This is a genomic window from Paracoccus sanguinis (assembly GCF_900106665.1).
GTDB lineage: Bacteria > Pseudomonadota > Alphaproteobacteria > Rhodobacterales > Rhodobacteraceae > Paracoccus > Paracoccus panacisoli.
Genome location: NZ_FNNA01000002.1, coordinates 127,146 through 150,269 on the forward strand (window position 1 = coordinate 127,146; position 23,124 = coordinate 150,269).

Sequence of the window (23,124 nt, forward strand, 5' to 3'; positions counted from 1 at the left end):
GCCCTGTCATCCGTGCGGGGTGAGGAAGCTGCGGTCCGACGGCCCGAGGATGAAGTCGAGCATCTCGCGCTCCATCGCCGTGGTGGCCTCGCCCGCCCGCGCCCGCGCCGTCTCGCGGAAGGCGCCGGTGCCGAGATCGGCGAGCAGCCCGCGCAGCGCGGCGATTTCGGCCCGGCTGGCGCCGCGGCGCTTGAGGCCGACGAGGTTCAGCCCGTCGAGATGCCCGCGCGGCCCCGAGACCAGCGCGAAGGGCAGCACGTCGGCGGTGACCATGGTCAGCGCCCCGATCATCGCGCCGCGGCCGATGCGGACGAACTGGTGCACGCCCGAGAGCCCGCCGACGATCACCTCGTCGCCCAGGCTGCAATGCCCGGCGATGGCGACGTTGTTGACCAGGATCACGCCGTTGCCGACCCGGCAGTCATGGGCGACGTGGCTGCCGGCCATGAAGAGCCCGTCGTCACCCACCTGCGTTAGCCCCCCGCCGCCCGCGGTGCCGGGGTTCATGGTGACGTATTCGCGGATGCGGTTGCGGGCGCCGACCACCAGCCGCGTGTCCTCGCCCGCGTATTTCAGGTCCTGCGGCGCCTCGCCGATGCAGGCGAAGGGATAGAGGGTCGAGCCGGCGCCGATCTCGGTGTCGCCCATGACGACGACATGGGACTTGAGCACCACCCCGTCGCCCAGCCGCACCCGGGGGCCGACGTGGCAGAAGGGGCCGATGCGGACGCCCTCGCCCAAGGCTGCCCCCGGCTCGACGATGGCCGAGGGGTGGATGAGCGTCTCAGCCATCCGCCCCGCCCGAGCCGCCGGACTTGAGGTCCATCATCGCCGTGAACGCCGCCTCGGCGACGAGCTGGCCGTCGACGCGAGCCTCGCCGGTGAACTTCCAGATCTTGCCGCCGGGGCGCTTGACGGTGACGTGCAGCTCGAGCACGTCGCCGGGCTGGACCATGCGGCGGAACTTGGCCGCGTCGATGCCCATGAAATACGTCAGCAGCGGCTCGTCGATGATGTTCATCGAGATACCGACCATCACCGCTGCGGTCTGGGCCATCGCCTCGACGATCAACACGCCGGGCATGATCGGCTGGGCGGGGAAATGGCCGGGGAAATGCGGCTCGTTCGAGGTCACGCACTTGATCCCCACCGCCCCCTCATAGGGGACGATGTCGCGGACCTTGTCGATCATCAGGAACGGATAGCGGTGCGGGATGATCCGCTTGATGAGGGCCAGGTCGGCGGCGGTGTGCGGGGCGGGGTTGCGCTCGGCCATCATGTTCTCCGTCGGGTTGGGCTTGCCTAGCAAGAAGGGCTTCCGATTGGCAAGGTTCGGCGCGGCCGACCGGCGCCGGACCGGGGCGCTGCCCCGGACCCCGGGATATTTAAGCAAGGAAGAATGGGGGGCGTCAGGTCAGCCCGGCCAGCGGCGCGCCGGCGTCGGGGCGCAGCGTCGCGGCGCGGCGGGCGGCGCGGATGGCGCTTGAGGACAGCGCCGTCATCGGCACGTTGATCAGCACCCAGGCGGGCGGGGTCGCGTCAGCCAGCAGCGCGGCGCGGGACTCGGGCAGGCGGTGGCGGGCGAGGATCGTCGCCGCGCGGCTGGTGCGGGCCTGGGTGCGCGAGCCCGGGCGCGCGATCACCCCGATCGGCACCCGCGCGGCGATCCCCTGCCAGCGGTCCCAGCGGGCGAACTGCACGAGGTTGTCGGACCCCATCAGCCAGACGAAGCGCACCCCGGGCCAGAGCGCCTGCATCGCCGCCAGCGTGTCGGCCGTGCGCCGCGTGCCGAGCCGGGCCTCGAGCCCGGTGACGACGATCCGCGGGTCGTCGGCGAGCGCGCGCGCCGCCGCGATCCGCTCGGCCAGCGGGGCGGGGCCGTGGGCCTTGAGCGGGTTGCCCGGCGAGACCAGCCACCACACCAGATCGAGCCGGAAGCGGCGCAGCGCCATTTCGGTGATGTGCAGGTGCCCGGCGTGGGGCGGGTCGAACGAGCCGCCGAGCAGCCCGATGCGCTGCCCGGCGATGGCGCGGGGCAGCGGGATGGCGTCGGCCGCGGCCGCGGGGGTCGGCGCCCGGGTCAGGGCGCGCGGTCCGGTGCGGGGGCGGGCGTGGCGTCGGTCGGCGTGGCGGCCGCGGGGAGCGTGTCGTTGCCGGTCGCGGCGGCGGGCGCAGCGGCGTCTGCGTCGGCCGCGGGGGCCGGGCGGGCGGCGGCGGCTTCCTCGTCGGCGATGGCGGCGGCGACGATGTCGCTGCCGTCGCCCAGCGCGGCGTCGAGGGCGGCGATGGTGGCCGCCGTCACGTCGATCGTCTCGGCCGAGATCAGCACCGTGCGCTGGTCCAGCACCAAGAGCGCGCCGCGCTGCTCCATCACCGAGGTCAGGACGGGGCCGGCGGCCTGGAAGAACAGCGCCCGGTCGCGGTCCGCCTGCCGGGCCAGCGCCAGCCGGGCGTTGTCGCGCTCTTGTCGGACGGCGGTCACGCGCTCGTCGAAGGCGGTGGCCCGGCGGCGGAACTCGGCCGGGTCGAGGGTGGCGCGGGCGCGGGTCAGCGCGTCCTCGTCGGCCACCAGCGCGGCAAAGGCGGTGTCGTTGTCGGCGGCGACCTTGCGCGACTGCTCGGCGATCTCGGCCTCGGCGCGCTGGCCCCAGCGCGAGCGGCGGTAGATCGCCTCCTGGTCCACGGTCAGGATGGCCTGCGCCAGCGCGGTGCGCGCCGAGGGGCCGAGCGCGGGCGCCACGGCCGCGGGCACCGCCAGGCCGGAGGGGCGCGCGGGTTGCGGCTGCGCGCCCCCCGGATCGGCGGGCGTCTCGGGGCCGAGCGGGCGGTCGGGGCCGGTCAGGGCGAGGGCATCGCCGGGTGTGGCCGGCGGAGACGCGGGTTCCGGGGCCGCGGTCTCAGGCACAACAACAGGCGTCGGCTCGGCCGGACGGAGAGTCGGCCGGGGCCGGGGCGGGGTCGTGCCCTGCGCAACCCGGTGCGGGGCACCGGCCGCCGGTACGTCCGGGACGGTGGTCTGCGCCGCCGCCGGCCACGTCCCGGCAACGAGGGTCAGCAGCGCTGCCGCTGCCGCCGGTGCGACGGACCTGCGCCTAGAACTTCGTCGAGATCGACAGGTCGAAGGGCTGGTCCTTGTCATAGTCTTCCTTCTTGACCGCCTTCGAGAAGTTGAAGCGCAGCGGGCCGACCGGCGTGGTCCAGAACAGCGACACGCCGACCGCGGCCCGCACCTTCATCCCGTCGTCAACCGTGCCGTTGGCGAACTCGGTGAAGTTGCCGTTGCCGTTGCGGTCGTTGGCGTCGCGGTCATAGCCCCCGAGGTTGTCGAGCCCCCAGACCGAGCCGGCGTCGGCGAACAGACCGCCGGTGATGCCGTATTCCTCGGGCAGGCCCAGCGGGAACTGCGCCTCGGCGCGCGCGGCCCAGTAGTAGTTGCCGCCCAGCGCGTCCTCGTTCGGGGCGTTCAGGTCGCGCGGTCCGTAGCCGTTCGGCTCGAACCCGCGGATGCGGCCCGAGCCGCGGAACCGCTCGGTGATCCGCGTCGGCTCGTCGTCGAGCCGGTGGATGGCGCCCGCCTCGACCTCGGCGCGCAGCGTCACCTCTTCGCGCCAGGCGCGGCTTTCGACCCCGGCCGAGATCACGCTGGTCACGCCCTGCACGTCGCCGCCGACGCCCGCGAAGTCCTGGCTGAAGCGCAGCTTGTAGGCGGTCAGCGGGTTCAGCCCGCCGATACGGCTGTCGTAGGTGTAGCTGTAGCCCAGCGCCGAGCTCACCCGCTCGCCCTGCTCGGCCACGAGGATCGGCGACGAGCCGCCCCATTCCCCGCTTTCGGGATCAAGCTCGATCGGCTTCACGTCGAAGAGCTTGTCCTTGCTCAGCCGGTAGCGCAGTTCGACCCGGCCGTTCTCGCTGACCGGGAACTCGAGCCCGGTCGAAAACCCGGCGCTGCGGGTGTTGAACTTGGCGTTGTCATAGTCCGAGGTGCGGTACCAGGCCGAGAACCGCGCCCTGAGGTCGCGGCTCATGAAGAACGGCTCGACGAAGGTGAAGTCGAAGCTCTGGGTGCCGCTCGCGGTCGAGAAGGACAGGTCCACGGTCTGCCCGCGGCCGAGGAAGTTCGTCTCGGAGAGCGAGGCGTTGAAGCCCACCCCGGCCGAGGCGCCGTAGCTCGCGCCGAAGCCGAGGCTGCCGGTCGGCTGCTCTTCGACGTTGACGTCCACGATGACCTGCTGCGGGCTCGACCCCTCGCGGGTCTCGACCTGGGCATCGGCGAAATAGCCCAGCGCGCGGATGCGCTCGGCCGAATTGCGCAGCTCGCGCGGGTTGAAGGGGTCGCCCTCGACGGTGTTGAACTGCCGCCGGATGACCTCGTCCAGCGTCGTGGTGTTGCCCTCGATGTCGATCCGCTCGACGAAGACGCGCGGGCCGCGGACCAGCGCGAAGGTCAGGTCGAGCGTCTGGTTGCGCATGTTGCGGGTGATGCGCGGCTCGAAGCTCAGGAAGTCGCGGCCCTGCTGGATGGCGATCGCCTCCATCCGCTGGATGGTCTGCTCGATGGCCTGGGGGCTGTAGACCTGGCCGGGGCGGACGCGGTTCTGGGCGATGTAGGGGCCGGCATCGACGCCGGGCACCTCGCTCACCACGTCGACGCGGCCGAAGCTGTAACGCGGGCCTTCCGAGATGTTGTAGGTGACGTAGAAGGCGTCACGCTCGCGCGTCACCTCGGGGGCGACGCCCTGGACGCGGAAATCGGCGTAGCCGCGCGAGCGGTAGAAGTCGGTGAGCAGCCGCTCGTCCAGCTGCATCCGGTCGGGCGCGAACACGTCGCGGCGGATGAAGGTCCGCAGGATGCCCGCCTGCTTGGTCGACAGCACGTTGCGCAGCCGCCGGTCGGTGAAGGCGCGGTTGCCGGTGAAGCCGATGCGCTCGATCTCGGTCAGGTCGCCCTCGCGCACCTCGAACACCAGGTCCACGCGGTTGTTCGGGCGGCGGATGACGCGCGGATCGACGCGGGCGGCATAGCGCCCCTCGGCGGCATAGGCGGCGGCGATGGCCTGGGCGTCCTGCTCGGCCTGGCTGGGCGAGAACACCCGGCGCGAGCGCGACTGGACCAGCTCGGCCAGCTTTTCGTCCTTGATCCGGCGGTTGCCCTCGAAGCTGATGACGTTGATGGTCGGGTATTCGCTGACCCGGATCACCAGGGTCGTGCCCTGCGGGACGATCTCGACCGTCTCGAACAGCCCCGACGCCTGCAGCCGCTGCTGCGCGTCGTTCAGGTCGCCGGCCGAAAGATTGGCGCCGCGGCGGATGTTGGCCAGCGACAGCGCCGTCTCGGCGTCCACCCCCTGCGCCCCTTCGAGCCTGACCTGGGTATAGACGGCGGCCGCGGCGGGCGTCGCCACCCCTGCCGCTGCGCTCAGGGCCGCGGCCAGCGCCAGCCCTGCGACCTGCGCCCGCGGGCGGATCCCCTCGTTTCTGTCGCTCATCGCCCGCCCCTCGCGTCTGCGTGCCTGCGCCGGGTTTGCCCGTGCGCGTTTGGGGGCAGGATTAACCCTCTCGGGTGGCAGCTGTCAAAATGAAACCCCGCCGCGGCGGCGGTTTCATCGGCACATGATGTCGTTCGAGAGCCCGAAGACCATCAGCATCAGCACCAGCGCCATCCCGACCCGGGTCAGGATGTCCATCGCCCGGGCCGAGGGCGGGCGCCCGGCCAGCGCCTCCCACGTGTAGAAGGCGAGGTGGCCGCCGTCGAGAACCGGGATCGGCAGCAGGTTCAGGAACCCGATCCCGGCCGAGAGGACGGCGATCAGCCAGAAGAAATTGCCCGCCCCGGCGCTCGCCGCGTCGCCCGCCACCTCGGCGATGGAAATCGCGCCTGAGAGGTTACAGCGCCCGATCTGGCCCGAGATCATCGCCGCGATCCCGGTGACCGAGCCCCAGATCACGTCCCAGGTCTGCTTCGCGCCCATTCCCAGCGCCTCGACCGGGCCGGGGGTGCGGGTGGCGGGGCGCAGGTAGCCCTCGCCCCCGGTCACGCCGATGAGCCAGCGGTTCTCGAAGCCGGTGGCGGTCGGCAGGTCCTGTCGGCGGGGGACGAGGACGAAGTCGGTCTCGCCCGCCCCCTCGCGCCAGACGCGCAGGGTGACGGGGCGACCGTCGGCGGCCTCGACGGCGGGGCGCAGTTCGGTAAAGCGGCTGATCGGGCGGCCCTCGACCGCCATCACCACGTCGCCCGGCCGCAGGTCGGCGGCCGAGGCGGCGCTGCGCGGCGCCACGCCCGAGATGCGGGGCGGGGCCGGGTCGGGGGCGCGCACGGTGATCTCGGCCCCCTCGCGGCGCACACGCCAGTTCTGCGCGGCGGCCGGGGGCAGCGTCTCGGTCAGGCGGAAGAGCGCGCCCCAGTCGGCGACGGGCTGGCCGCCGACGGCGAGCACCTCGTCGCCCGGTCGCAGCTCGTTGACGATCCCCGGCGGCGCGGGGGCGAGGCTGCCGACCACCACGCGGTCGGTGGCGATCCCCTGCCAGGCGATGACGCCGGCAAAGACCAGTGCGGCCAGGACGAAGTTGAAGACCGGCCCCGCCGCGACGGTGGCGAACCGCGCCCAGAGCGGCGCGCCGCCCAGCGTCTGCCGCGCCAGCGTCGGGTCCACCGCCTGCCCCGGCCCAGCGCTCGCGGCATTCTCGTCGCCGAGGAAGCGAACGTAGCCGCCCAGCGGGATCGCCGCGATCTGCCAGACCGTGCCGCGCCGGTCGCGCCACGCGGCGACGCGCGGGCCGAAGCCGAGCGAGAACACCTCGGCCCGGATCCCCGACCAGCGGCCGACGATGTAATGGCCATACTCATGCACGCCGACGATGATCGACAGCGCCACGATGAAGGCGACGACGGTCCAGGCGAGCCCGCCGGTCTGGGCGACGAGGTCTGCGATCATGCGGCGCGGCCCCACGCGGCGGCGTCACGGCGGGCGGCGGCGTCCCAGGACAGCACCGCCTCGAGGCTGTCGGGGCTGCGGGCGAACCCCGCCTGCCCCGCCGCGCGGTCGAGCGCGTGGGCCACCGCGGGCGCCATGTCGGTGAAGCGGATGCGCCCGGCGATGAAGTCGTCGAGCGCCTGTTCCTTGGCGGCGTTGAGGACCGCGCCCGCCGCCCCGCCCGACGCGATCACCTGCCGCGCCAGCGCGAGCGCCGGCCAGCGCGTCTCGCACGGCGCGCGGAAGGTCAGCCGCCCCAGCGCCGCGAGGTCGAGGCGCGCCACCGGCAGCGGCGCCCGCGCCGGCCAGTTCAGCGCGTGGCCGATGGCGTGGCGCATGTCCGGCGCGCCGAGATGGGCGATCACCCCGCCATCGACATGGGCGACGAGCGCGTGGACGATGCTCTCGGGGTGGACCAGCACCGCGATGCGGTCCGAGGGCAGGCCGAAGAACTCACGCGCCTCAATGACTTCCAACGCCTTGTTGAACATCGAGGCGCTGTCGATGGTGATCCGCTGGCCCATCGCCCAGTTGGGATGGGCCGACGCCTCGGCCACCGTCGCCTGCGCGAGTCGCTCGAGCGGCCAGTCGCGGAACGCCCCGCCTGAGGCGGTCAGCGTGACCATCTCGACGCTGTCGAGGTTGCCACCCGCAAGGCACTGGAATACCGCAGAATGTTCGCTGTCCACCGGCAGGATGGTGGCGCCGTTGACGCGGGCCGTCTCCATCAGCAGCGGCCCCGCGGCGACGAGGCTTTCCTTGTTGGCGAGCGCCAGCACCCCGCCCCGCCGGGCGACCGCCAGCGACGGCGCGAGGCCGGCCGCGCCGATGATGGCCGACAGCGACCAGTCCGCCGGGCGGTCGGCGGCCTCGGCCACGGCGGCGTCGCCCGCGGCGACCTCGGTCCCCGTGCCCGCCAGCGCCGCGCGCAGGTCGGGCAGCAACCGGGCGTCGGCGATCACCGCCAGCTCTGCGTTAAGCGCGCGGGCCATCTCGGCCAGCCGCGCGACGTTGCGCCCGCCGGTCAGCGCGACCGTGCGCCACGCCGCCGGCCCGCCCGACCCCATCAGCAGGTCAAAGGCGCTTTCGCCGATCGAGCCGGTGGCCCCGAAGATCGAGACGCTGCGCATCGCTCAGCTCCCCACCACCGGCAGGAGGCCCGCGAGCCCCAGCACCAGCGCCGCGGCCAGCGCCCCGCCCATCGCGTCGAAGCGATCCATGAGCCCGCCATGCCCGGGGATCAGCTGCGAGCTGTCCTTGACCCGCGCCCGGCGCTTCAGCGCGCTTTCCGCGATGTCGCCCAGCTGCCCGCCCAGCACCAGCAGCGGCCCGATGACCAGCGCGCCGGCGTGGGTCTCGCCCGCGGCGATCAGAGCGGCACCCGCGCCCAGCGCGCCGAGCCAGCCGGCGACGGTGCCGCTCCACGTCTTCTTCGGGCTGTAGCGGGGCCAGAACTTCGGGCCGCCCACGGCGCGGCCGACGAAATAGCCCAGCACGTCCGACAGCACGACGAGGATCACGATCCACCACGCCGTCCCCTGCCCGTGCGTCGCGCGCACCCAGGCGAGGCCCGCCGTGGCCAGCGCCATCAGCACCGCCTGCGCGATGAGGCTGAGGCGCAACGCCGGATCGGCCATCCGCAGCGCCAGCAAAAGCGGCACCGCCAGCAGCAGCATGGCCCACGGGCCCACCAGCAGCACGGCCGCCATCGCCAGCCCGGCGGTCAGTCCGACGGCGATGGCGTTGCGGGACGCCGCGGGGCCCGGCCGGGGAACGGGAAGCTGGACCCCCTCGGGGGCGGTGGGCGGCACGACCAGCCGCGCGAGTTCCCACATCAGCGCGCCGAAGAGCGCCGCCAGCCCGAGGTCCGACCACGGGCGCGGGGCCAGCAGCAGCCCGGTGCCGAGCACGAGGATGACCATGGCCGAGCCGACCCGCTGGGCCAGATCGACCCAGCGTCCCGCCGGGCGCACCTCCGGCTGGGCCGGGCGCGTCATGCGGCGCCGAAGCGGCGCTGGCGCTGGCTGGTGCGGTCGAGGATCTGGGCCAGATGCGCGGGGGTGAAGTCCGGCCACAGGGTCGGCGTGAACTCGTATTCCGAATAGGCCGCCTGGAAGGGCAGGAAGTTCGAGGTCCGGGTCTCGCCCGAGGTGCGGATCACCAGATCGGGGTCCGGGTGCCCGGCGGTGTCGAGACAGGCGGCGAGGTCTTGCTCGGTCCCCGTCGCCTCGCCCGCGGCGATGCGGGCGGCGAGCCGGGTGGCGGCGCGGGCCAGCTCATCGCGGCCGCCGTAGTTGATCGCCACGGTCAGGTTGAGGCGCGAGTTGCCGGCGGTGCGGGCCTCGATCCCGGCCATCAGCGCCTGCAGCTTGGCGTCCAGCCGCTCGCGCCCGCCGATGAAGCGCATCCGCACCCCCTCGGCCGACATGGCGTCCGCCTCGCGCCGGATGTAGCGGGCGAAGATGCCCATCAGGCCCAGCACTTCCTCGGTCGAGCGCTTCCAGTTCTCGGTCGAGAAGGCATAGACGGTCAGCCAATCCACGCCGAGGTCCGGGCAGGCGCGGACCACCTGCTTGACGCGCTCGGCCCCGCGCCGGTGGCCGACCAGCCGCGGCCAGCCGCGCTCGGTCGCCCAGCGGCCGTTGCCGTCCATGATGATGGCGACATGGCGGGGCCGGCCCGCGCCGCCGGGGGTCAGGGTCTGCGCCTCGGCGGGCACCGCGGCCATCCGCCTAGACCTGCATGATTTCGGCTTGTTTCGATTCGAGCGCCTTATCCACCTCGGCGATCATGCGGTCCGTCAGCTCCTGCACCGAGGTTTCCCAGAACTTCTGGTCGTCCTCGGACATGCCCTTCGACTTGGCCTTCTTGATCTGGTCCATCCCGTCGCGGCGCACGTTGCGGACCGCCACGCGGGCGTGTTCGGCATAGCCCGCGGCGACCTTGGTCAACTCTTTCCGGCGCTCTTCGTTCAGCTCGGGGATCGGCAGCATGATGATGGTGCCGTTGAGCTGCGGGTTGATGCCCAGACCGCTTTCGCGGATGGCCTTCTCCACCTTGCCGACCAGCGCCTTGTCCCAGACGTTGATCGTGACCATCCGCGGCTCGGGGACGTTCACCGTACCCACCTGGTTGATCGGCGCAGGCGAGCCATAGGCGTCCACGGTGATCGGGTCGATCATGCTGGCCGAGGCGCGGCCGGTCCTGAGCGAGGAAAACTCGTGCCTCAGGCTGTCCATGGCGCCCTTCATCCGCCGCTCGAGGTCGTCGGTGTCGATTTCCAGCTCGTCGGACATGGCGATTCTGCTCGGCCTTCTTTTGGGTTTGGTTTCGGCCTTGTAACCGTAGAGGCCGGGGATTCAAAGTCCAGACCGCGACCGCTGCGCCCCCGGCGGCACCATGCCGCCTACCCCTCGCCCCGGCCCGGATCGTCGCCGTGCGGGCGGGCGGCCGACCCGCCCCCGTCGCGTGCGTCGAGTTGCGCCTCGATCGCGCGCAGCCGGGCCAGAACCTCGTCGCGGTAGGCCTCGGTGATGGCGTTCTCCTCGGACTGGTGGGCCTCCTGCATCGAGTTCACGATGAGGCCGACGACGAGGTTCATCACCGCGAAGGTGGTCATCAGGATGAACGGGACGAAGAAGACCCAGGCCGCGGGATAGACCTCCATCACCGGGCGTACGATCCCCATCGACCAGCTTTCCAGCGTCATCACCTGGAAGAGCGAATAGGCGGATTCCCCGAGCGTGCCGAACCATTCGGGAAAGGCCCCGCCGAACAGCTTGGTGGCGATCACCGCGCCGATGTAGAAGATGATCCCCATCAGCAGGAAGACGCTGGCCATGCCGGGGACGGCGGCGAGGAACCCCTCGACCACGCGGCGCAGCTGCGGGGTGACCGACACCACGCGCAAGAGCCGCAGGACCCGCAGCGCGCGCAGCACCGACAGCCCCTGCGCCGCCGGCACCAGCGCGACGCCGACCACCAGGAAATCGAAGATGTTCCAGCCCGAGCGGAAGAAGGCCGGTCCGCGGCCGATCAGCTTGATGCCGATCTCGACCACGAAGATCGCGAGGCACGCCATGTCGAGCGCGAGGATCAGCCCGCCCCAGCGCGCCATCACGCTGCCCGAGGTCTCGAGCCCGAGGATCAGCGCGTTGAACAGGATCACCGCGGTGATCAGGCGGCTGACACGCGGGCTTTCCACCCAGTCGGCAAGTTGGCGTCGGCTCGGCATGGTGATCCGCAAGGCTGCCGCGGCAGGGTTCCCCCTCCCGCGCGACGGGCTGACCCGGCGCTGTTACTTCTTGTCGGCGACCCGCGTATAGGTGCCCGTCCCGGCGAGGATCGACCGGAACCCGCCCGGCTCGTCGAGCGAGAACACCACGATCGGCAGGTTGTTGTCGCGGGCGAGCGCGATGGCCGAGGCGTCCATGACGTTCAGGTGCTTATGCAGCACCTCGTCATAGGTGACATTGTCATAGCGCACCGCGTCGGCGTGCTTCTTGGGGTCCTTGTCGTAGACCCCGTCCACCTTGGTGCCCTTGAAGATCGCCTCGCAGTTCATCTCGTTGGCGCGCAGCGTGGCGGCGGTGTCGGTGGTGAAATACGGGTTCCCGGTGCCGGCGGCGAAGATGATGATCCGCTTCTTCTCGAGGTGGCGGACGGCGCGGCGGCGGATATAGGGCTCGGCCACCTCGTCCATGCGGATGGCCGAGATCACCCGCGTGTGGATGCCGCGCGCCTCGAGCGCCGCCTGCATGGCCAGCGCGTTCATCACCGTGGCGAGCATCCCCATGTAGTCGGCAGTCGCCCGCTCCATCCCCTGGGCCGAGCCCTGCAGGCCGCGGAAGATATTGCCGCCGCCGATCACCATGCAGATCTCGACGCCCATGTCGTGGACCGACTTCACCTCGTCGGCGATACGCTGGACGGTCGGCGGGTGCAGGCCGTAGCCCTGGTCGCCCATCAGCGCCTCGCCCGAGATCTTGAGCATGACGCGCGACAGGCCGCTGGCGGGCGCCTCGGCGCCGGCAGCGCCCTGGTCGGCCCCGCCGGGTGGCGCCGTGTCGGGGGTGGTGAAGCTGTTGGTCATCGCGGGGCCCCCTAGGTTTCGTCGGCCGGCAAAATGGCGCAAAGAGGGACCATGTTCAACCTCGCCGCCACCGCGAGCGCGCCGGACGCTGCGCGCCTTGTCGACAGCCTCGATCCCGATCGCCCGGTGCTGATCGCCGGGCCGACGGCGGCGGGCAAGTCGGCGCTGGCGCTGGCGATCGCCGAGCGGCAGGGCGGCGTGGTGGTGAACGCGGACGCGCTACAGGTCTGGTCCTGCTGGCGGGTGCTGACGGCGCGCCCGTCCGAGGCCGACCTCGCCCGCGCGCCGCACGCGCTTTACGGACATCGCGCGCCCGGGCAGGCCTATTCGGTCGGCGACTGGCTGGCCGAGGTGGCGGCGCTGCGCGACGGCGGGGCGCGGCTGATCGTCGCCGGCGGCACCGGGCTTTACCTCACCGCCCTGACCGAGGGGCTGTCGGTCATCCCCCCTGTCCCGCCGGAGGTGCGCGCCGACGCCAACGCGCGCATGGCCGCGCCGGACGGGCTGGCGGCGCTGGTGGCGGCGCTCGACCCCGAGACGCGGGCGCGGATCGACACCCGCAACCCGGCCCGTGTCCAGCGCGCGTGGGAGGTGCTGACCGCCACCGGCCGGGGCCTCGCCGCGTGGCAGGCCGAGACCCCGCCCCCGGTGATCGCCCCCGCGGCCGCGCATCGCCTGCTGCTGGTCGCCGACCGCGAGGCGCTCGCCGCCCGCATCGCCCGGCGGTTCGACGCGATGCTGGCCGAAGGGGCGCTCGACGAGGTGCGGGCGGGGTTGCCGGAGTGGGACGCGCGGGCGCAGTGGACCCGGGCGATCGGCGCGCCCGAGCTACGCGCCCATTTGGTCGGCGAGGCCTTGCTGGACGAGGCCCGCACCGCCGCGATCATCTCGACCCGGCAATATGCCAAGCGGCAGCGGGCGTGGTTCCGGGGCCGGATGCGGGACTGGACCCCGGTCACGGTGTGAGGCGCGCCTCACAAGCGTGTCATTCATGCCGCATCGGCGGATTTTTGCCGAAAAGGCGGAACGGTTAAGCAATTTTCAAGCTTTTATGGGGACGCTGAGCCTGCCCGGACGTCCCTTCCGAATCTCGTGAACCTGCCATGTCCCTTGGTCCCATCCCCCGCGCTGAACTGCAGGCGCCACAGACCGCGCCGCCCGGCCTCGCGGCCGAGGCCGTGCGTCCGAGCCCACCCACCCCCGCCAACCTCACGCGAGAGACGGCGCCGCTGCGCCCCTATGCCGGCCGCCCGCGCCTGCCCGAGGCCGGGCTGCGGATGCTGCCGCTCGACGGGTTCCACTGGGGCGGCCGACCGCGGCTGGGGATGTCTCGCAGCGCCCGGGTGCGGGGCGATCACTGCCTGATCCGGGTCACCGGCGGCGCGCTGCGGGTGATCCTGCCCAGCGGCGCCGTCGATCACGGGGCGGGCAGCGTGATCTTCATCCCCGCCGGCACCGCCTTCGGCACGCTGCCCCTGCCCGACGCGGCCGGGCAGGTGCTTCTGATCCCGCGCCCGCTGGCCGAGCGGCTGGGGATGCCCCTGCCGCCCCGGATGGTCGTGGGCGCCGGGGCGAGCGACGCGTTCTCGGCCGACCTCGCCGCCCTCGCATCGCGCGCCGCCGACCCGATTGCCGCCGCCACCGCCGCCTGCCGGGTCGAGCTGATCTCGGCCGCGCTGCAACGCCTCGCCACGGCGCCTGAGGCGCCCGCCCCCACGCGTCCCGGCAGCGGCGACCGGGCGCTGTTCGAGTCATTCGTCGAGTTGGCCGGGCGCGAGATGGGACGTGGCCGGACGCTCTCGGACCTTGCCGAGGCGCTCGGTGCGACGGCCTCGGCGCTCGATACCGCCTGCCGTCGGCAGCGGGGCCGGTCGGCGCTCGATGTGCTCTATGACCTGCGCCTCGACCGTGCCCGGCGTCTGCTCTCGGACGCCGCCACCCCGCTGAGCGCCATCGCCGCCGAGCTTGGGTTCACCGGGGTGCCGCATCTCAACCGTGCGTTCATGGCCGCGACGGGCCGACCCGCGGAGGATTTTCGCGGGCGGGGGTGAGCCTGCTGAAGGGTTGAGCAGGTGCGGGGGTGGGTGGCGCTGAAATCCATTCTGCAGGGCAGCGGCATAAGCCTAAACCTGAGTCTCTGAGGCCACCGTTAAAGCTGCAAACCGACCCAACATCAGACAACGCCTGCTTCCTGACGCAGGCACACCGCTCGCTGGGCGTAGAAACTTTGCTCGGTCACCCAGCCCCTACCCGTCCTCGCCCTCGCCCTCACCCTCGGACGCCTCGTCACGTCGCCCCCGGAACCCCATCGCCACCACGAACTTCTCGGAGGAATCCGACCGGCTCGCCGGGGGCTTCACGTTGGCGACGGTGGTGAAGTTGCGCTTTAGCACCGCCTGCAGCCCCTGCTCGGCGCCGCCCGCCAGCACCTTGGCCACGAAGCTGCCCCCCGGCTCGAGCACGTCAAAGGCGAACTCGGCGGCGGCCTCGACCAGCGCCACGATCCGCAGGTGATCGGTGCCCTTGTGCCCCGAGGATGCCGCGGCCATGTCCGACATCACCACGTCCGCGCGCCCGCCAAGCCATGCCTTGACCTGCGCATCGGCGCCCTCGGCCAGGAAGTCGAGCTGGTGGATGTCGGCCCCGGCGATCGGCGCGACCTCCTGCAGATCGACGCCGAGCACCGTCCCGCGCGGCTTGCCGGACCGCTCGCCCAGCGCGTTCACCCGCGCGACGGCGACCTGGCACCAGCCGCCGGGCGCGCAGCCGAGATCGACGACCCGCGCCCCGGGCCTCAGGAATCCGTAGCGGTCATCGAGTTCGAGGATCTTGAACGCCGCGCGGCCGCGGTAGCCCTCGCGCTTGGCGCGGGCCACGTAGGGGTCGTTCAGCTGCCGCTCGAGCCACAGCGTCGAGCTGAGCTTGCGGCCCTTGGCGGTCTTGACCCGCACCCGCAGGTCGCGCTGGCCCCGCCCCGAGGTGGCCTTGCCCCCCCGGCTGCCCGGACCCTTGGCGCCCCCGCCCGCCCCGCCACCCGACTTGCCGCCACCCGTCCCGGCCATTCCGTCACCCTGCCTTACGCCACGCCCTTGACGTCCTCGGGCGCGAGCACCCCATCGCGCACCATCTGGGCGTAAAGCAACCCCTCGCGCAGGCCGCGGTCGGCGACCGACAGGCGGTTCGTGGGCCAGACCCGCATCAGCGTCTGCAGGATCGCCGCGCCCGACATGATGAGCGCGTGCCGCTCGCGCCCGATCCGCGGATCCGAGCGGCGGCCGTCCGGCCCGAGCGCGAGGTAGTTCTGGATCACCCGGTCGATCTGGGCCGAGGTCATGCTGAGCCCGTCCACCTTGGTCCGGTCATAGCGCCTGAGGCCAAGGTGGCTCGCCGCGACCGTGGTCACGGTCCCTGAGGTGCCGATGATCTGGAACTGGTCGTCGGCGCGGGCGCCGGTCGTGTAGGGGGTGAAGCTCTCGAGCATCTGCTCGAACTGCCAGCTCATCAGGGCAAAGCGGGCCGGGTCGTCCTCGACGTCGTCGAACTGGTCGCGCAGCGTGGCAACGCCCAGCGGCACGCTGATCCAGTCCACCACACGCGCCGCGCCGGGGGCCGGATTGTTGAACCCGTCGGCCAGCCGCATGATCGCGCGGGGCCGCTCGGCCGGCTCGACGTCGCTCAGGTCGATCCAGACCAGCTCGGTCGAGCCGCCGCCGATGTCCACGACGAGCAGCTGCTCGGTCCTGAGGCTCACCAGCGGCGCGCACGAGATCACGGCCAGCCGCGCCTCTTCCTCGGCCGCGATGATCTCGACCGGCAGGCCGGTCTCGCGCTTGATCATCCGCAGGAAATCGCGGCTGTTGCGGGCCCGGCGACAGGCCTCGGTCGCGACCAGCCGCATCCGCTTGACGTCATGGGTTTCCAGCTTGCGCCGGCAGACCTGCAGCGCATGGACGGTCCGGGTCATCGACTGCCGCGACAGCCGCCCCGATGCCTCGAGGCCGAGCCCGAGCTGGACCGGCTTCGAGAAGCTGTCGATCACCTGAAACTGACTGCCCGTCGGTCGGGCGATCAGCATCCGGCAACTGTTGGTGCCCAGATCGAGGGCCGCATAGAGCGCGCCCTCGTCGGGCTGGCGGGTGGAGAACGGCTCGACCGCATGGTCCGGGAACGCGTCCGCACCCGCAGGACGCCTGGGCGTCATGTCAACGCCCTCCGATATCGTGTTGGGACCAGAGGTAACGCTGCCGGGTGCGGGGTTCAAGGGCGGCCGGCGCATTGGCGGTGCGGGATGCCTCCCCTCCCCCCTCGCTTGCCACCCCCGGGCCCTTGGCCTAGACCGGGGCCAGCCCTCAGCCTGCCCGAAAGACCCCTGCGATGATCGTTCTTGCCGCCATCCTGATCGGTGCCGTGATCGGCGATCTGCGGGCCCGGGCGGCGCAGGGCAACCGCAAGGACCGGCTGCAATATGCCGCCGCCCACGCCATCGCGCTGGCGATCCTCGCGCTCTTCGCCACGATCCTGATCGACCGCGCGGCGCGGGGCTGAGGGCGATGTTCCTGCCCTTCCTCGACGCGCTGCGCCGTCAGGGGGTGCCGGTCTCGCTGCGCGAATGGCTCGACCTCATGGCGGCGATGGAGGCCGGGGTCGCGGGCTGGTCGGTGGACGATTTCTACACCGTCGGCCGCGCGATCCTCGTCAAGGACGAACGCCACATCGACCGCTACGACCGCGCCTTCGCCGAGAGTTTCTCGGGCCTCGAGACGATCCCGGTCGAGGCGCTGGTGAACGAGGCCACCCTGCCCCGCGAATGGCTCGAGAAGCTGGCCGAGAAGCTGCTGACCGACGAAGAGCGCGCCGCGATCGAGGGCGCGGGCAGCTTCGAGGCGCTGATGCAGAAGCTGCGCGAGCGGCTGGCCGAGCAGAAGGGCCGCCACCAGGGCGGCAACAAGTGGATCGGCACGGCGGGCACCTCGCCCTTCGGGGCCTATGGCTACAACCCCGAAGGGGTGCGGATCGGCCAGGCCGAAAGCCGCCACCGCCGCGCCGTCAAGGTCTGGGACAAGCGCGAGTTCCGCGACTTCGACGACCGGGTCGAGCTGGGGACGCGCAACATCAAGGTGGCGCTCAAGCGGCTGCGGCAGTGGGCGCGGCACGGGGCGGCCGACGAGCTGGACCTGCCGGCCACCATCCGCGCCACGGCCGACCACGGCTACATCGACGTCCAGACCCGGCCCGAGCGGCACAACGCGGTCAAGGTGCTGCTTCTCCTCGACGTGGGCGGGTCGATGGATGACCATGTGCGGGTGGTGGACGAGCTCTTCTCGGCCGCCCGCGCCGAGTTCAAGCACCTCGAGCACTACTACTTCCACAACTGCCTGTACGAGGCGGTCTGGCGCGACAACCGTCGGCGCTGGAACGAGACGGTGCCGACCTGGGACCTGCTGCACCGCTTCGGGCGCGACTGGAAGGTGATCTTCGTCGGCGACGCGTCGATGTCGCCCTATGAGATCGTCGCGCCGGGCGGGGCCAACGAGCACTGGAACCCCGAGCCGGGCGAGCTGTGGCTGCGCCGCGCCGCCGAGACCTGGCCGGACCATGTCTGGCTGAACCCGATCCCCGAGGCGCACTGGCGCGCCACCCCCTCGATCGGGATGATCGAGCAGGTGTTCGCGGGCCGGATGATGCCGCTGACGCTCGACGGGCTGACGCGCGCGATGCGGGTTCTGGGCTGACGGCCGGCCTTTCGGGGCCGCTGCGGGTCAGAAATACGTCAGCACCACCAGCTCGATGTTGGGGATCGACCCCACGCCGGCGAGCAGGATCTCGATGTCCGCGACCGCATCGCCGTCGACGTCACCGAGGATCAGGGTGTTGCCGCCCTGCACGCTGGACCAGACCGCGTGCGCGGCCGGCCCCTCGGCGATGGTGCCGAAGCTCTGCGCGCCGGGGCGGGTCACGTCGGCGTCCACCTTGAGCAGGATCAGGTCCTCGTCCGGGTCGAAGTTCTGGATGACGTCGCGCAGCGCGCCGGCGCGGCTGTCGCTCGCCGCCCGGAACTCGAACCGGTCCGCCGAGGCGCCGATCACGCCGCCGATCATCACGTCCGTGCCGGCCTCGCCCAGAAACCAGCAGCCGCCGTCGCCGCCGATCAGCGTGTCGTTGCCCGCGCCGCCGGCGAGCCATTCCGGCGACCAGCCGCCGGCGTTCCCGCCCGAGGCCAGCCGGTCGGCGCCGTCGCCGCCGAACAGGTTGTCGCACCCCTGCTCGCCGTAGAGCCAGTCGTTGCCGTCGCCGCCCACGATCCGATCGTCGCCGCTGCCGCCCAGCATCAGGTCAGCCCCACCCGCGCCGGTGAGGGAATCGGCGCCCGCGCCGCCGAACAGACGGTCCGCCGCGTCGCCGCCAGCCAGCGTGTCGTCCCCGGCCGCGCCGTTCAGCACGTTGCCCTCGCTGCCCCCCGACAGGCTGTCGTCGCCCGCCCCGCCGCCCAGAGTGTCGGCGCCCGCGCCGCCGATCAGCGTGTCGTTGCCGTCCCCGCCCCGCAGCACGTCCGCCCCGGTGCCGCCGTCCGCCAGATCGTCTCCGGCCCCGCCGTCGAGCACGTCGCCGTCGTCCCCGCCGCGCAGCCGGTCGTTGCCCGCGCCCCCGGACAGCGTGTCGCGGCCGGCGTCCCCGGTCATCACGTCGTTGCCGCCGAAACCGTAGAGCCCGTCATCGCCGGCATCGCCGATCATCTGGTCCGAGCCGGCCTCGCCGTTCAGATAGTCGTCGGCCGCACCGCCCCAGAGCGTGTCGTCGCCCGCCCCGCCCACCAGCACGTCGGCGTCGTCGCCGCCGATCAGCCGGTCGAGCCCGTCGCCGCCATAAAGCCGGTCGGCCCCCGCACCGCCGACCAGCACGTCGTTGCCGCCCAGCCCCGACACGGTGTCGTTCCCGCCGAGCATCTCGACCACGTCCGCGAAGCCTGTGGCGACCAGCCGGTCGGCGGCGTTGCCATAGGCCCGGGCGGCCACCTGATAGGTCGCGGTGAGCTGCGCATAGGCCGTGTCCACCGGGATCAGCGGGTCGTCGATCACCACGCTGCCGCTGCGCACCACATGGTCGCCGGTCAGGACGACCGAGGCCGCGAACCCTCCAGCGATCTGCCGCGCCGTCAGGGCGAGGGGGGCCGAGGCGGCGTCCGCGTGGGACAGCGGAAATCCGGTCATGCCCACACCCGCGATGGGATAGGCGCCGGTATCGGCCGCGGACATCGTACCCGTGACCCCGGCCGGGGCCCCGGTGCCGGCCGTGAACCGGGCCGAAAGGCGCGATTCGATCGTCGCGAGCGTCACGCCGCCGGAGAGGTTGGGAACGCTGGCGCTGGCCGCGAAGCCGATCTCGCGCGCGACGTTGGCGCTGACCACCCGGCCGAGCCCGCCCCATCCCGACAGGACAAGCGGCCCCGACGCGCCGCCGGATTCGAGCGCCCCTGCGACGGTGTTGCTGCTGACTTTGGTCGCGTAAACCGCCATGACCAGCCCTCCGGGACCAGACCTCCCGGCCGGACCAGCCCGGCCGCACCTTGCGCGGGGGTCTGGCACGGGTTTGTAAGACTTGTGCGACAGCATCGCCCCGTTGACCGCAGGCCCGGCTGCGCCCACATCGGGGGCATGCTCAAGCTCATGCCCCTGCTGCTGATCGTCGCCTACGCGCTGGCCATGTGGGTCTATTCCAGCTGGCGGATGCGCCAGCAACTCAGCGCGAACTCGACCCCGCTGGATGACCCGCGGCTCGCCCAGGCGCTCGACCGGCTGGGGGCGGCGATGGGGCTGGGGCGCATCCGCGCCCATGTCTACGAGATCTCGCCGGTCAACGGCCTCGCCGCGCCGGACGGGCGGGTGTTCCTGACCCGCGGTTTCCTCGACCAGCTCGACGCGGGGCGGGTGACCGAGGCCGAGCTTGCCTCGGTCATCGCCCATGAGCTGGGCCACGTCACCCACGGCCACGCGCGCCGGCGGATGATGGACTTCGCCGGGCAGAGCGTGCTGCGGACGGTGCTCGCCGGCGGCTTCGGGCGGATCATCCCGATCGTCGGGCCGATGCTGGCCGGGCTGGTGGCGAGCGCGCTGGCCGCCCGGCTCTCGCGCGAGGACGAGTATCAGGCCGACGCCTTCGCCGCCGCGCTGATGGTCAAGGCGGGGTTCGGCACCGGACCGCAGAAGTCGCTGCTGGCCCGGCTCGGGCGGCTCAGCGGCGGCGGGGCTGCGCCGGTGGCGTGGCTCGCCTCGCACCCCGCCACCGAGCGCCGGATCGCGGCCATCGAGGCGCTCGAACGCCGCTGGGCGGTCACGCGGGCCTGATCGCGCGTCAGCGCCCGCCCGCTTGGCCCCTGCAAGGCGCGGTGCTAGGGCCACACGCAACCCCGCCGGAGCCCCGGCCCCACCAGACCACGGACCCCCGATGCGCGCCCTTCTCCTTTCCGGCCTCGCAGCCCTGACCCTCACCGCCTGCGGCACGTCCGAGGCCGTCCGCAGCGCCACCACCGCCCCGAGCATCGCCCCGGTCGAGCGTCCCTCGCTGACCGCCCGCGCCGCGACCGCCCTGCACCTGCGCAAAGAGCCGCCGGCGATGCGCTGGGGCGACGAGAACCCGGAATGGACCGTCGCCACGCTCGACGCGCTCGAGACCGAGGGGGTGGCGCTGCTGTCGTCGATGCCCTCGGACGTGCTGCAATACTGCCCCGGCTACGCCACCGCGAGCCGCGAGAACCGCGCCGCCTTCTGGGCCGGGTTGCTCTCGAACGTGGTGACCCGGCAGGCGACCGGCGGGGCCACGGGCGGGGTGCTGGCCCGCGGCGGCGGCAAGGCGCTGTCGCTGATGGGGCTCTCGTCCGGGTCGCGCCGCGCGCATGGCTGCGGCGGCGGGGCCGAGGGCGGCGAGGTGGTGCTGCGCTGCGCGGTCAAGGTCATGGCGGCGCAGGTCGGCCGCGACAACGCCATCGCCGGAGGCAGCGGATCGCGCTGGCTCGGCGCGGCGCGCGAGTGGCTGCCGCTGCGCTCGGCGCAGAGCCGCGCCGACATCGCCGGGTGGACGCGCCAGCAGAGCTACTGCCGCTAGGACCGCCGGGCGGCTGCCCTCACGATAGCCGCCCGCCCGGCCCGCCGGTGCCGAGGCCGAGCCCGTGTTCGGGCGCCTCGTCATGCTCTCCGTCGTCCAGCGGCGCGGCGGCGGGGCCATCCGCGAAGCGGTCCATCAGCGCGTTCTCGAGCGTCGCGCGCAGCTCTTCGGACCGGCGGATGTAGTCGGCGTTCTGGTCCAGCGGCACGCCCGGCTTCCAGACCTCGGCCAGCTCGCGCAGCCCGGCGCGGTCGTGGCGATAGTAGATCCGCTCGAGCTCGTTGGCCTCGTACTGCGACAGCCCGAGGTTCTCGAGGACGTAGCGCCCGGCCCTGAGCGAGCTGTCGAACATCTCGCGCACGATATGGTCGGCGCGCGCGGCGTAGAGCTGGTAGACGTTCACCCGGTCCCGCGCCCGGGCGATGATCACGAGGTCCGGCCGCCGCTCGCGCGCGTGGCGGACGAGGCGCAGGTTCGCCTCCTGATCGTCGAGGGCCGCGACGAGGATGCGGGCGCGCTCGAGCCCCGCAGCGGCGAGGATCTCGGGGCGGGTCGGGTCGCCGAAGTACCCCTTGACCCCGAACCGCCGCATGAGCTGGATCGTGTCGAGGTCGTTGTCGAGCACCACGGTCTTGAACCCGGACGAGGTGACGAGCCGGTTCACCACCTGCCCGAAGCGCCCCACCCCTGCGATGATCACCGGCTGCTGGTCGTCGATCCGGTCGGGCGGGGCCAGCACGTCGCGCTCGTCATCGAGCCAGGCCACCACCCGGTCGTGCAGGATGAACAGCAGCGGCGTGACCAGCATCGACAGCGCGATGACCAGCAGGAACCCCTGCGCAAGCTGGGTGCGGATGATCGCGAGTGAAGTGGCGTAGGACAGCAGGACGAAGCCGAACTCGCCCGCCTGCGCCAGGGACAGGGTGAAGAGCGTCCGGTCCCGGCGCGACATCCGCGCGGCCCGGGCGACCGCGAACAGCACCCCCGCCTTGATGGCGATGACGAGGGCCGTGACCCCGATCACCACCACCGGCTGGGCCACGAGCATCGAGAAATCCATCCCCGCGCCCACGGTGATGAAGAACAGCCCCAGCAGCAGCCCCTTGAAGGGCGCGATCTGCGCCTCGAGCTCGTGGCGGAACTCGGACCCGGCGAGCATCACCCCGGCGAGGAACGTGCCGAGCGCGGGGCTGAGCCCGACCATCGACATCAGCGCCGCGATGCCCACGACGATAAGCAGCGCCACCGCCGTGTTCATCTCGAGCAGGCGGGACTTCTGCACGAAGCGGAAGAGCGGACCGATGGCGAACTGCCCGAGCAGCACCACCGTGCCGACCGCCCCCAGCGTCACCAGCGTCGCGGCCCAGCCGGGCAGCCCGGCCATGAACTCGGCCCCCGGCGCGTGATGGTCGGGGGTCGCCGCCCCCGCCGCCAGCAGCGGCAGAAGTGCCAGGATCGGGATCACCGCGATGTCCTGGGTCAGCAGCACGAGGAAGGCGTTGCGGCCGCCGCTGGTCTGCATGAGGCTCTTTTCCGACAGCGTCTGCAGCACGATGGCGGTCGAACTGAGGGCGAGGATCAGCCCCAGCGTCAGCGCCACCTGCCACGTCTGGTTCAGCACCAGCCCGAGGACGAACAGCGCCGCCGTGGTCCCCGCGATCTGCATCCCGCCGAGGCCCAGCAGGCGCTTGCGCATCCCCCAGAGCTGCCGCGGCTCGAGCTCGAGCCCGATCAGGAACAGCATCATCACCACGCCGAACTCGGCGAAATGCTGCAGGTCGGCGACGTCGCCGGCGCTGCCGGCGAGCCCCAGCACCGGCCCGATCAGGATGCCGGCCACGAGGTAGCCCAGCACCGACCCCAGCCCGAGCCGTGCAGACAGCGGCACCGCCACCACCATGGTGGCGAGGTAGACCGCCGATATCAGCAGGAAAGACCCCATCTTACCCCGCCCCGCGCCGG

General features: G+C 72.4%; 22 protein-coding genes. 6 read left to right on the plus strand and 16 right to left on the minus strand.

The window, feature by feature from the left end:
• Nucleotides 1-6 precede the first annotated feature (6 nt).
• The 12 genes from lpxA to pyrH form a co-directional block, all read right to left on the minus strand.
• Nucleotides 7-792, minus strand: coding sequence for an acyl-ACP--UDP-N-acetylglucosamine O-acyltransferase (lpxA, locus tag BLW17_RS07120; RefSeq protein WP_036734065.1), 786 nt, complete (start codon nucleotides 790-792; stop codon nucleotides 7-9).
• A complete protein-coding gene (gene fabZ, locus BLW17_RS07125; protein WP_036703280.1) occupies nucleotides 785-1,276 on the minus strand; it encodes a 3-hydroxyacyl-ACP dehydratase FabZ in 492 nt (163 codons plus the stop codon). Before fabZ ends, lpxA begins: the two co-directional genes overlap by 8 nt.
• 133 nt (nucleotides 1,277-1,409) lie before the next feature.
• Complete coding sequence (locus BLW17_RS07130) at nucleotides 1,410-2,045, minus strand: nicotinate-nucleotide adenylyltransferase (protein ID WP_052176433.1); 636 nt, start codon at nucleotides 2,043-2,045, stop codon at nucleotides 1,410-1,412.
• 35 nt (nucleotides 2,046-2,080) lie between these two features.
• Complete coding sequence (locus BLW17_RS07135; RefSeq protein WP_074826375.1) at nucleotides 2,081-2,905, minus strand: OmpH/Skp family outer membrane protein; 825 nt, start codon at nucleotides 2,903-2,905, stop codon at nucleotides 2,081-2,083.
• A gap of 187 nt (nucleotides 2,906-3,092) precedes the next feature.
• Nucleotides 3,093-5,486 (minus strand): outer membrane protein assembly factor BamA, encoded by a 2,394-nt coding sequence (gene bamA, locus BLW17_RS07140; RefSeq protein ID WP_081969208.1) that lies wholly within the window; start codon nucleotides 5,484-5,486, stop codon nucleotides 3,093-3,095.
• A 114-nt stretch (nucleotides 5,487-5,600) separates the two neighbouring features.
• Complete coding sequence (gene rseP / locus BLW17_RS07145; protein ID WP_036735373.1) at nucleotides 5,601-6,932, minus strand: RIP metalloprotease RseP; 1,332 nt, start codon at nucleotides 6,930-6,932, stop codon at nucleotides 5,601-5,603.
• Nucleotides 6,929-8,101, minus strand: coding sequence for a 1-deoxy-D-xylulose-5-phosphate reductoisomerase (dxr, locus tag BLW17_RS18290; protein WP_036735359.1), 1,173 nt, complete (start codon nucleotides 8,099-8,101; stop codon nucleotides 6,929-6,931). Before dxr ends, rseP begins: the two co-directional genes overlap by 4 nt.
• A gap of 3 nt (nucleotides 8,102-8,104) precedes the next feature.
• Complete coding sequence (locus BLW17_RS18295; protein WP_036735360.1) at nucleotides 8,105-8,968, minus strand: phosphatidate cytidylyltransferase; 864 nt, start codon at nucleotides 8,966-8,968, stop codon at nucleotides 8,105-8,107.
• Nucleotides 8,965-9,699, minus strand: a complete 735-nt coding sequence (gene uppS, locus BLW17_RS07160) for a polyprenyl diphosphate synthase (RefSeq protein ID WP_036704070.1) — start codon at nucleotides 9,697-9,699, stop codon at nucleotides 8,965-8,967. The genes BLW17_RS18295 and uppS overlap by 4 nt, the downstream gene beginning before the upstream one ends.
• Nucleotides 9,700-9,703: 4 nt before the next feature.
• Nucleotides 9,704-10,267, minus strand: a complete 564-nt coding sequence (gene frr, locus BLW17_RS07165) for a ribosome recycling factor (RefSeq protein WP_036735361.1) — start codon at nucleotides 10,265-10,267, stop codon at nucleotides 9,704-9,706.
• Between the two features lie 110 nt (nucleotides 10,268-10,377).
• Complete coding sequence (locus BLW17_RS07170; protein WP_052176538.1) at nucleotides 10,378-11,205, minus strand: ion transporter; 828 nt, start codon at nucleotides 11,203-11,205, stop codon at nucleotides 10,378-10,380.
• 63 nt (nucleotides 11,206-11,268) lie between these two features.
• Nucleotides 11,269-11,964: a UMP kinase gene (gene pyrH, locus BLW17_RS07175; RefSeq protein ID WP_052176541.1), complete on the minus strand. Its 696-nt coding sequence runs from the start codon at nucleotides 11,962-11,964 to the stop codon at nucleotides 11,269-11,271.
• Between the two features lie 150 nt (nucleotides 11,965-12,114).
• Between pyrH and miaA the strand changes: the two genes are divergently transcribed.
• Entirely contained in the window at nucleotides 12,115-13,029 is a 915-nt protein-coding gene (miaA, locus tag BLW17_RS07180) for a tRNA (adenosine(37)-N6)-dimethylallyltransferase MiaA (protein ID WP_052176539.1), read from the plus strand.
• A gap of 137 nt (nucleotides 13,030-13,166) precedes the next feature.
• Nucleotides 13,167-14,114 (plus strand): helix-turn-helix domain-containing protein, encoded by a 948-nt coding sequence (locus tag BLW17_RS07185; protein WP_052176540.1) that lies wholly within the window; start codon nucleotides 13,167-13,169, stop codon nucleotides 14,112-14,114.
• Nucleotides 14,115-14,309: 195 nt separating this feature from the next.
• Here BLW17_RS07185 and BLW17_RS07190 read toward each other — a convergent pair whose 3' ends face one another.
• Together BLW17_RS07190 and BLW17_RS07195 are read right to left on the minus strand one after the other, a co-directional pair.
• Nucleotides 14,310-15,125 (minus strand): RlmE family RNA methyltransferase, encoded by an 816-nt coding sequence (locus tag BLW17_RS07190; RefSeq protein ID WP_083388343.1) that lies wholly within the window; start codon nucleotides 15,123-15,125, stop codon nucleotides 14,310-14,312.
• Nucleotides 15,126-15,139: 14 nt separating this feature from the next.
• Nucleotides 15,140-16,264 (minus strand): Ppx/GppA phosphatase family protein, encoded by a 1,125-nt coding sequence (locus BLW17_RS07195; protein ID WP_036704552.1) that lies wholly within the window; start codon nucleotides 16,262-16,264, stop codon nucleotides 15,140-15,142.
• Between the two features lie 173 nt (nucleotides 16,265-16,437).
• Here BLW17_RS07195 and BLW17_RS18090 point away from each other — a divergent pair, with 173 nt between their 5' ends.
• A complete protein-coding gene (locus BLW17_RS18090) occupies nucleotides 16,438-16,608 on the plus strand; it encodes a hypothetical protein (protein WP_168782245.1) in 171 nt (56 codons plus the stop codon).
• 5 nt (nucleotides 16,609-16,613) lie between these two features.
• A complete protein-coding gene (locus BLW17_RS07200; RefSeq protein WP_036712132.1) occupies nucleotides 16,614-17,795 on the plus strand; it encodes a vWA domain-containing protein in 1,182 nt (393 codons plus the stop codon).
• A 27-nt stretch (nucleotides 17,796-17,822) separates the two neighbouring features.
• Here BLW17_RS07200 and BLW17_RS18790 read toward each other — a convergent pair whose 3' ends face one another.
• A complete protein-coding gene (locus BLW17_RS18790; RefSeq protein ID WP_052176591.1) occupies nucleotides 17,823-19,577 on the minus strand; it encodes a calcium-binding protein in 1,755 nt (584 codons plus the stop codon).
• A 138-nt stretch (nucleotides 19,578-19,715) separates the two neighbouring features.
• On the opposite strand from BLW17_RS18790, the gene BLW17_RS07210 reads away from it, so the two are divergent.
• Entirely contained in the window at nucleotides 19,716-20,405 is a 690-nt protein-coding gene (locus tag BLW17_RS07210; protein ID WP_036712131.1) for a M48 family metallopeptidase, read from the plus strand.
• Between the two features lie 100 nt (nucleotides 20,406-20,505).
• Nucleotides 20,506-21,162, plus strand: a complete 657-nt coding sequence (locus tag BLW17_RS07215) for a hypothetical protein (protein WP_052176590.1) — start codon at nucleotides 20,506-20,508, stop codon at nucleotides 21,160-21,162.
• 19 nt (nucleotides 21,163-21,181) lie between these two features.
• Here the strand turns inward: BLW17_RS07215 and BLW17_RS07220 are convergent, their stop codons facing one another.
• Entirely contained in the window at nucleotides 21,182-23,104 is a 1,923-nt protein-coding gene (locus BLW17_RS07220; RefSeq protein WP_036704548.1) for a cation:proton antiporter domain-containing protein, read from the minus strand.
• Between the last annotated feature and the right edge of the window lie 20 nt (nucleotides 23,105-23,124).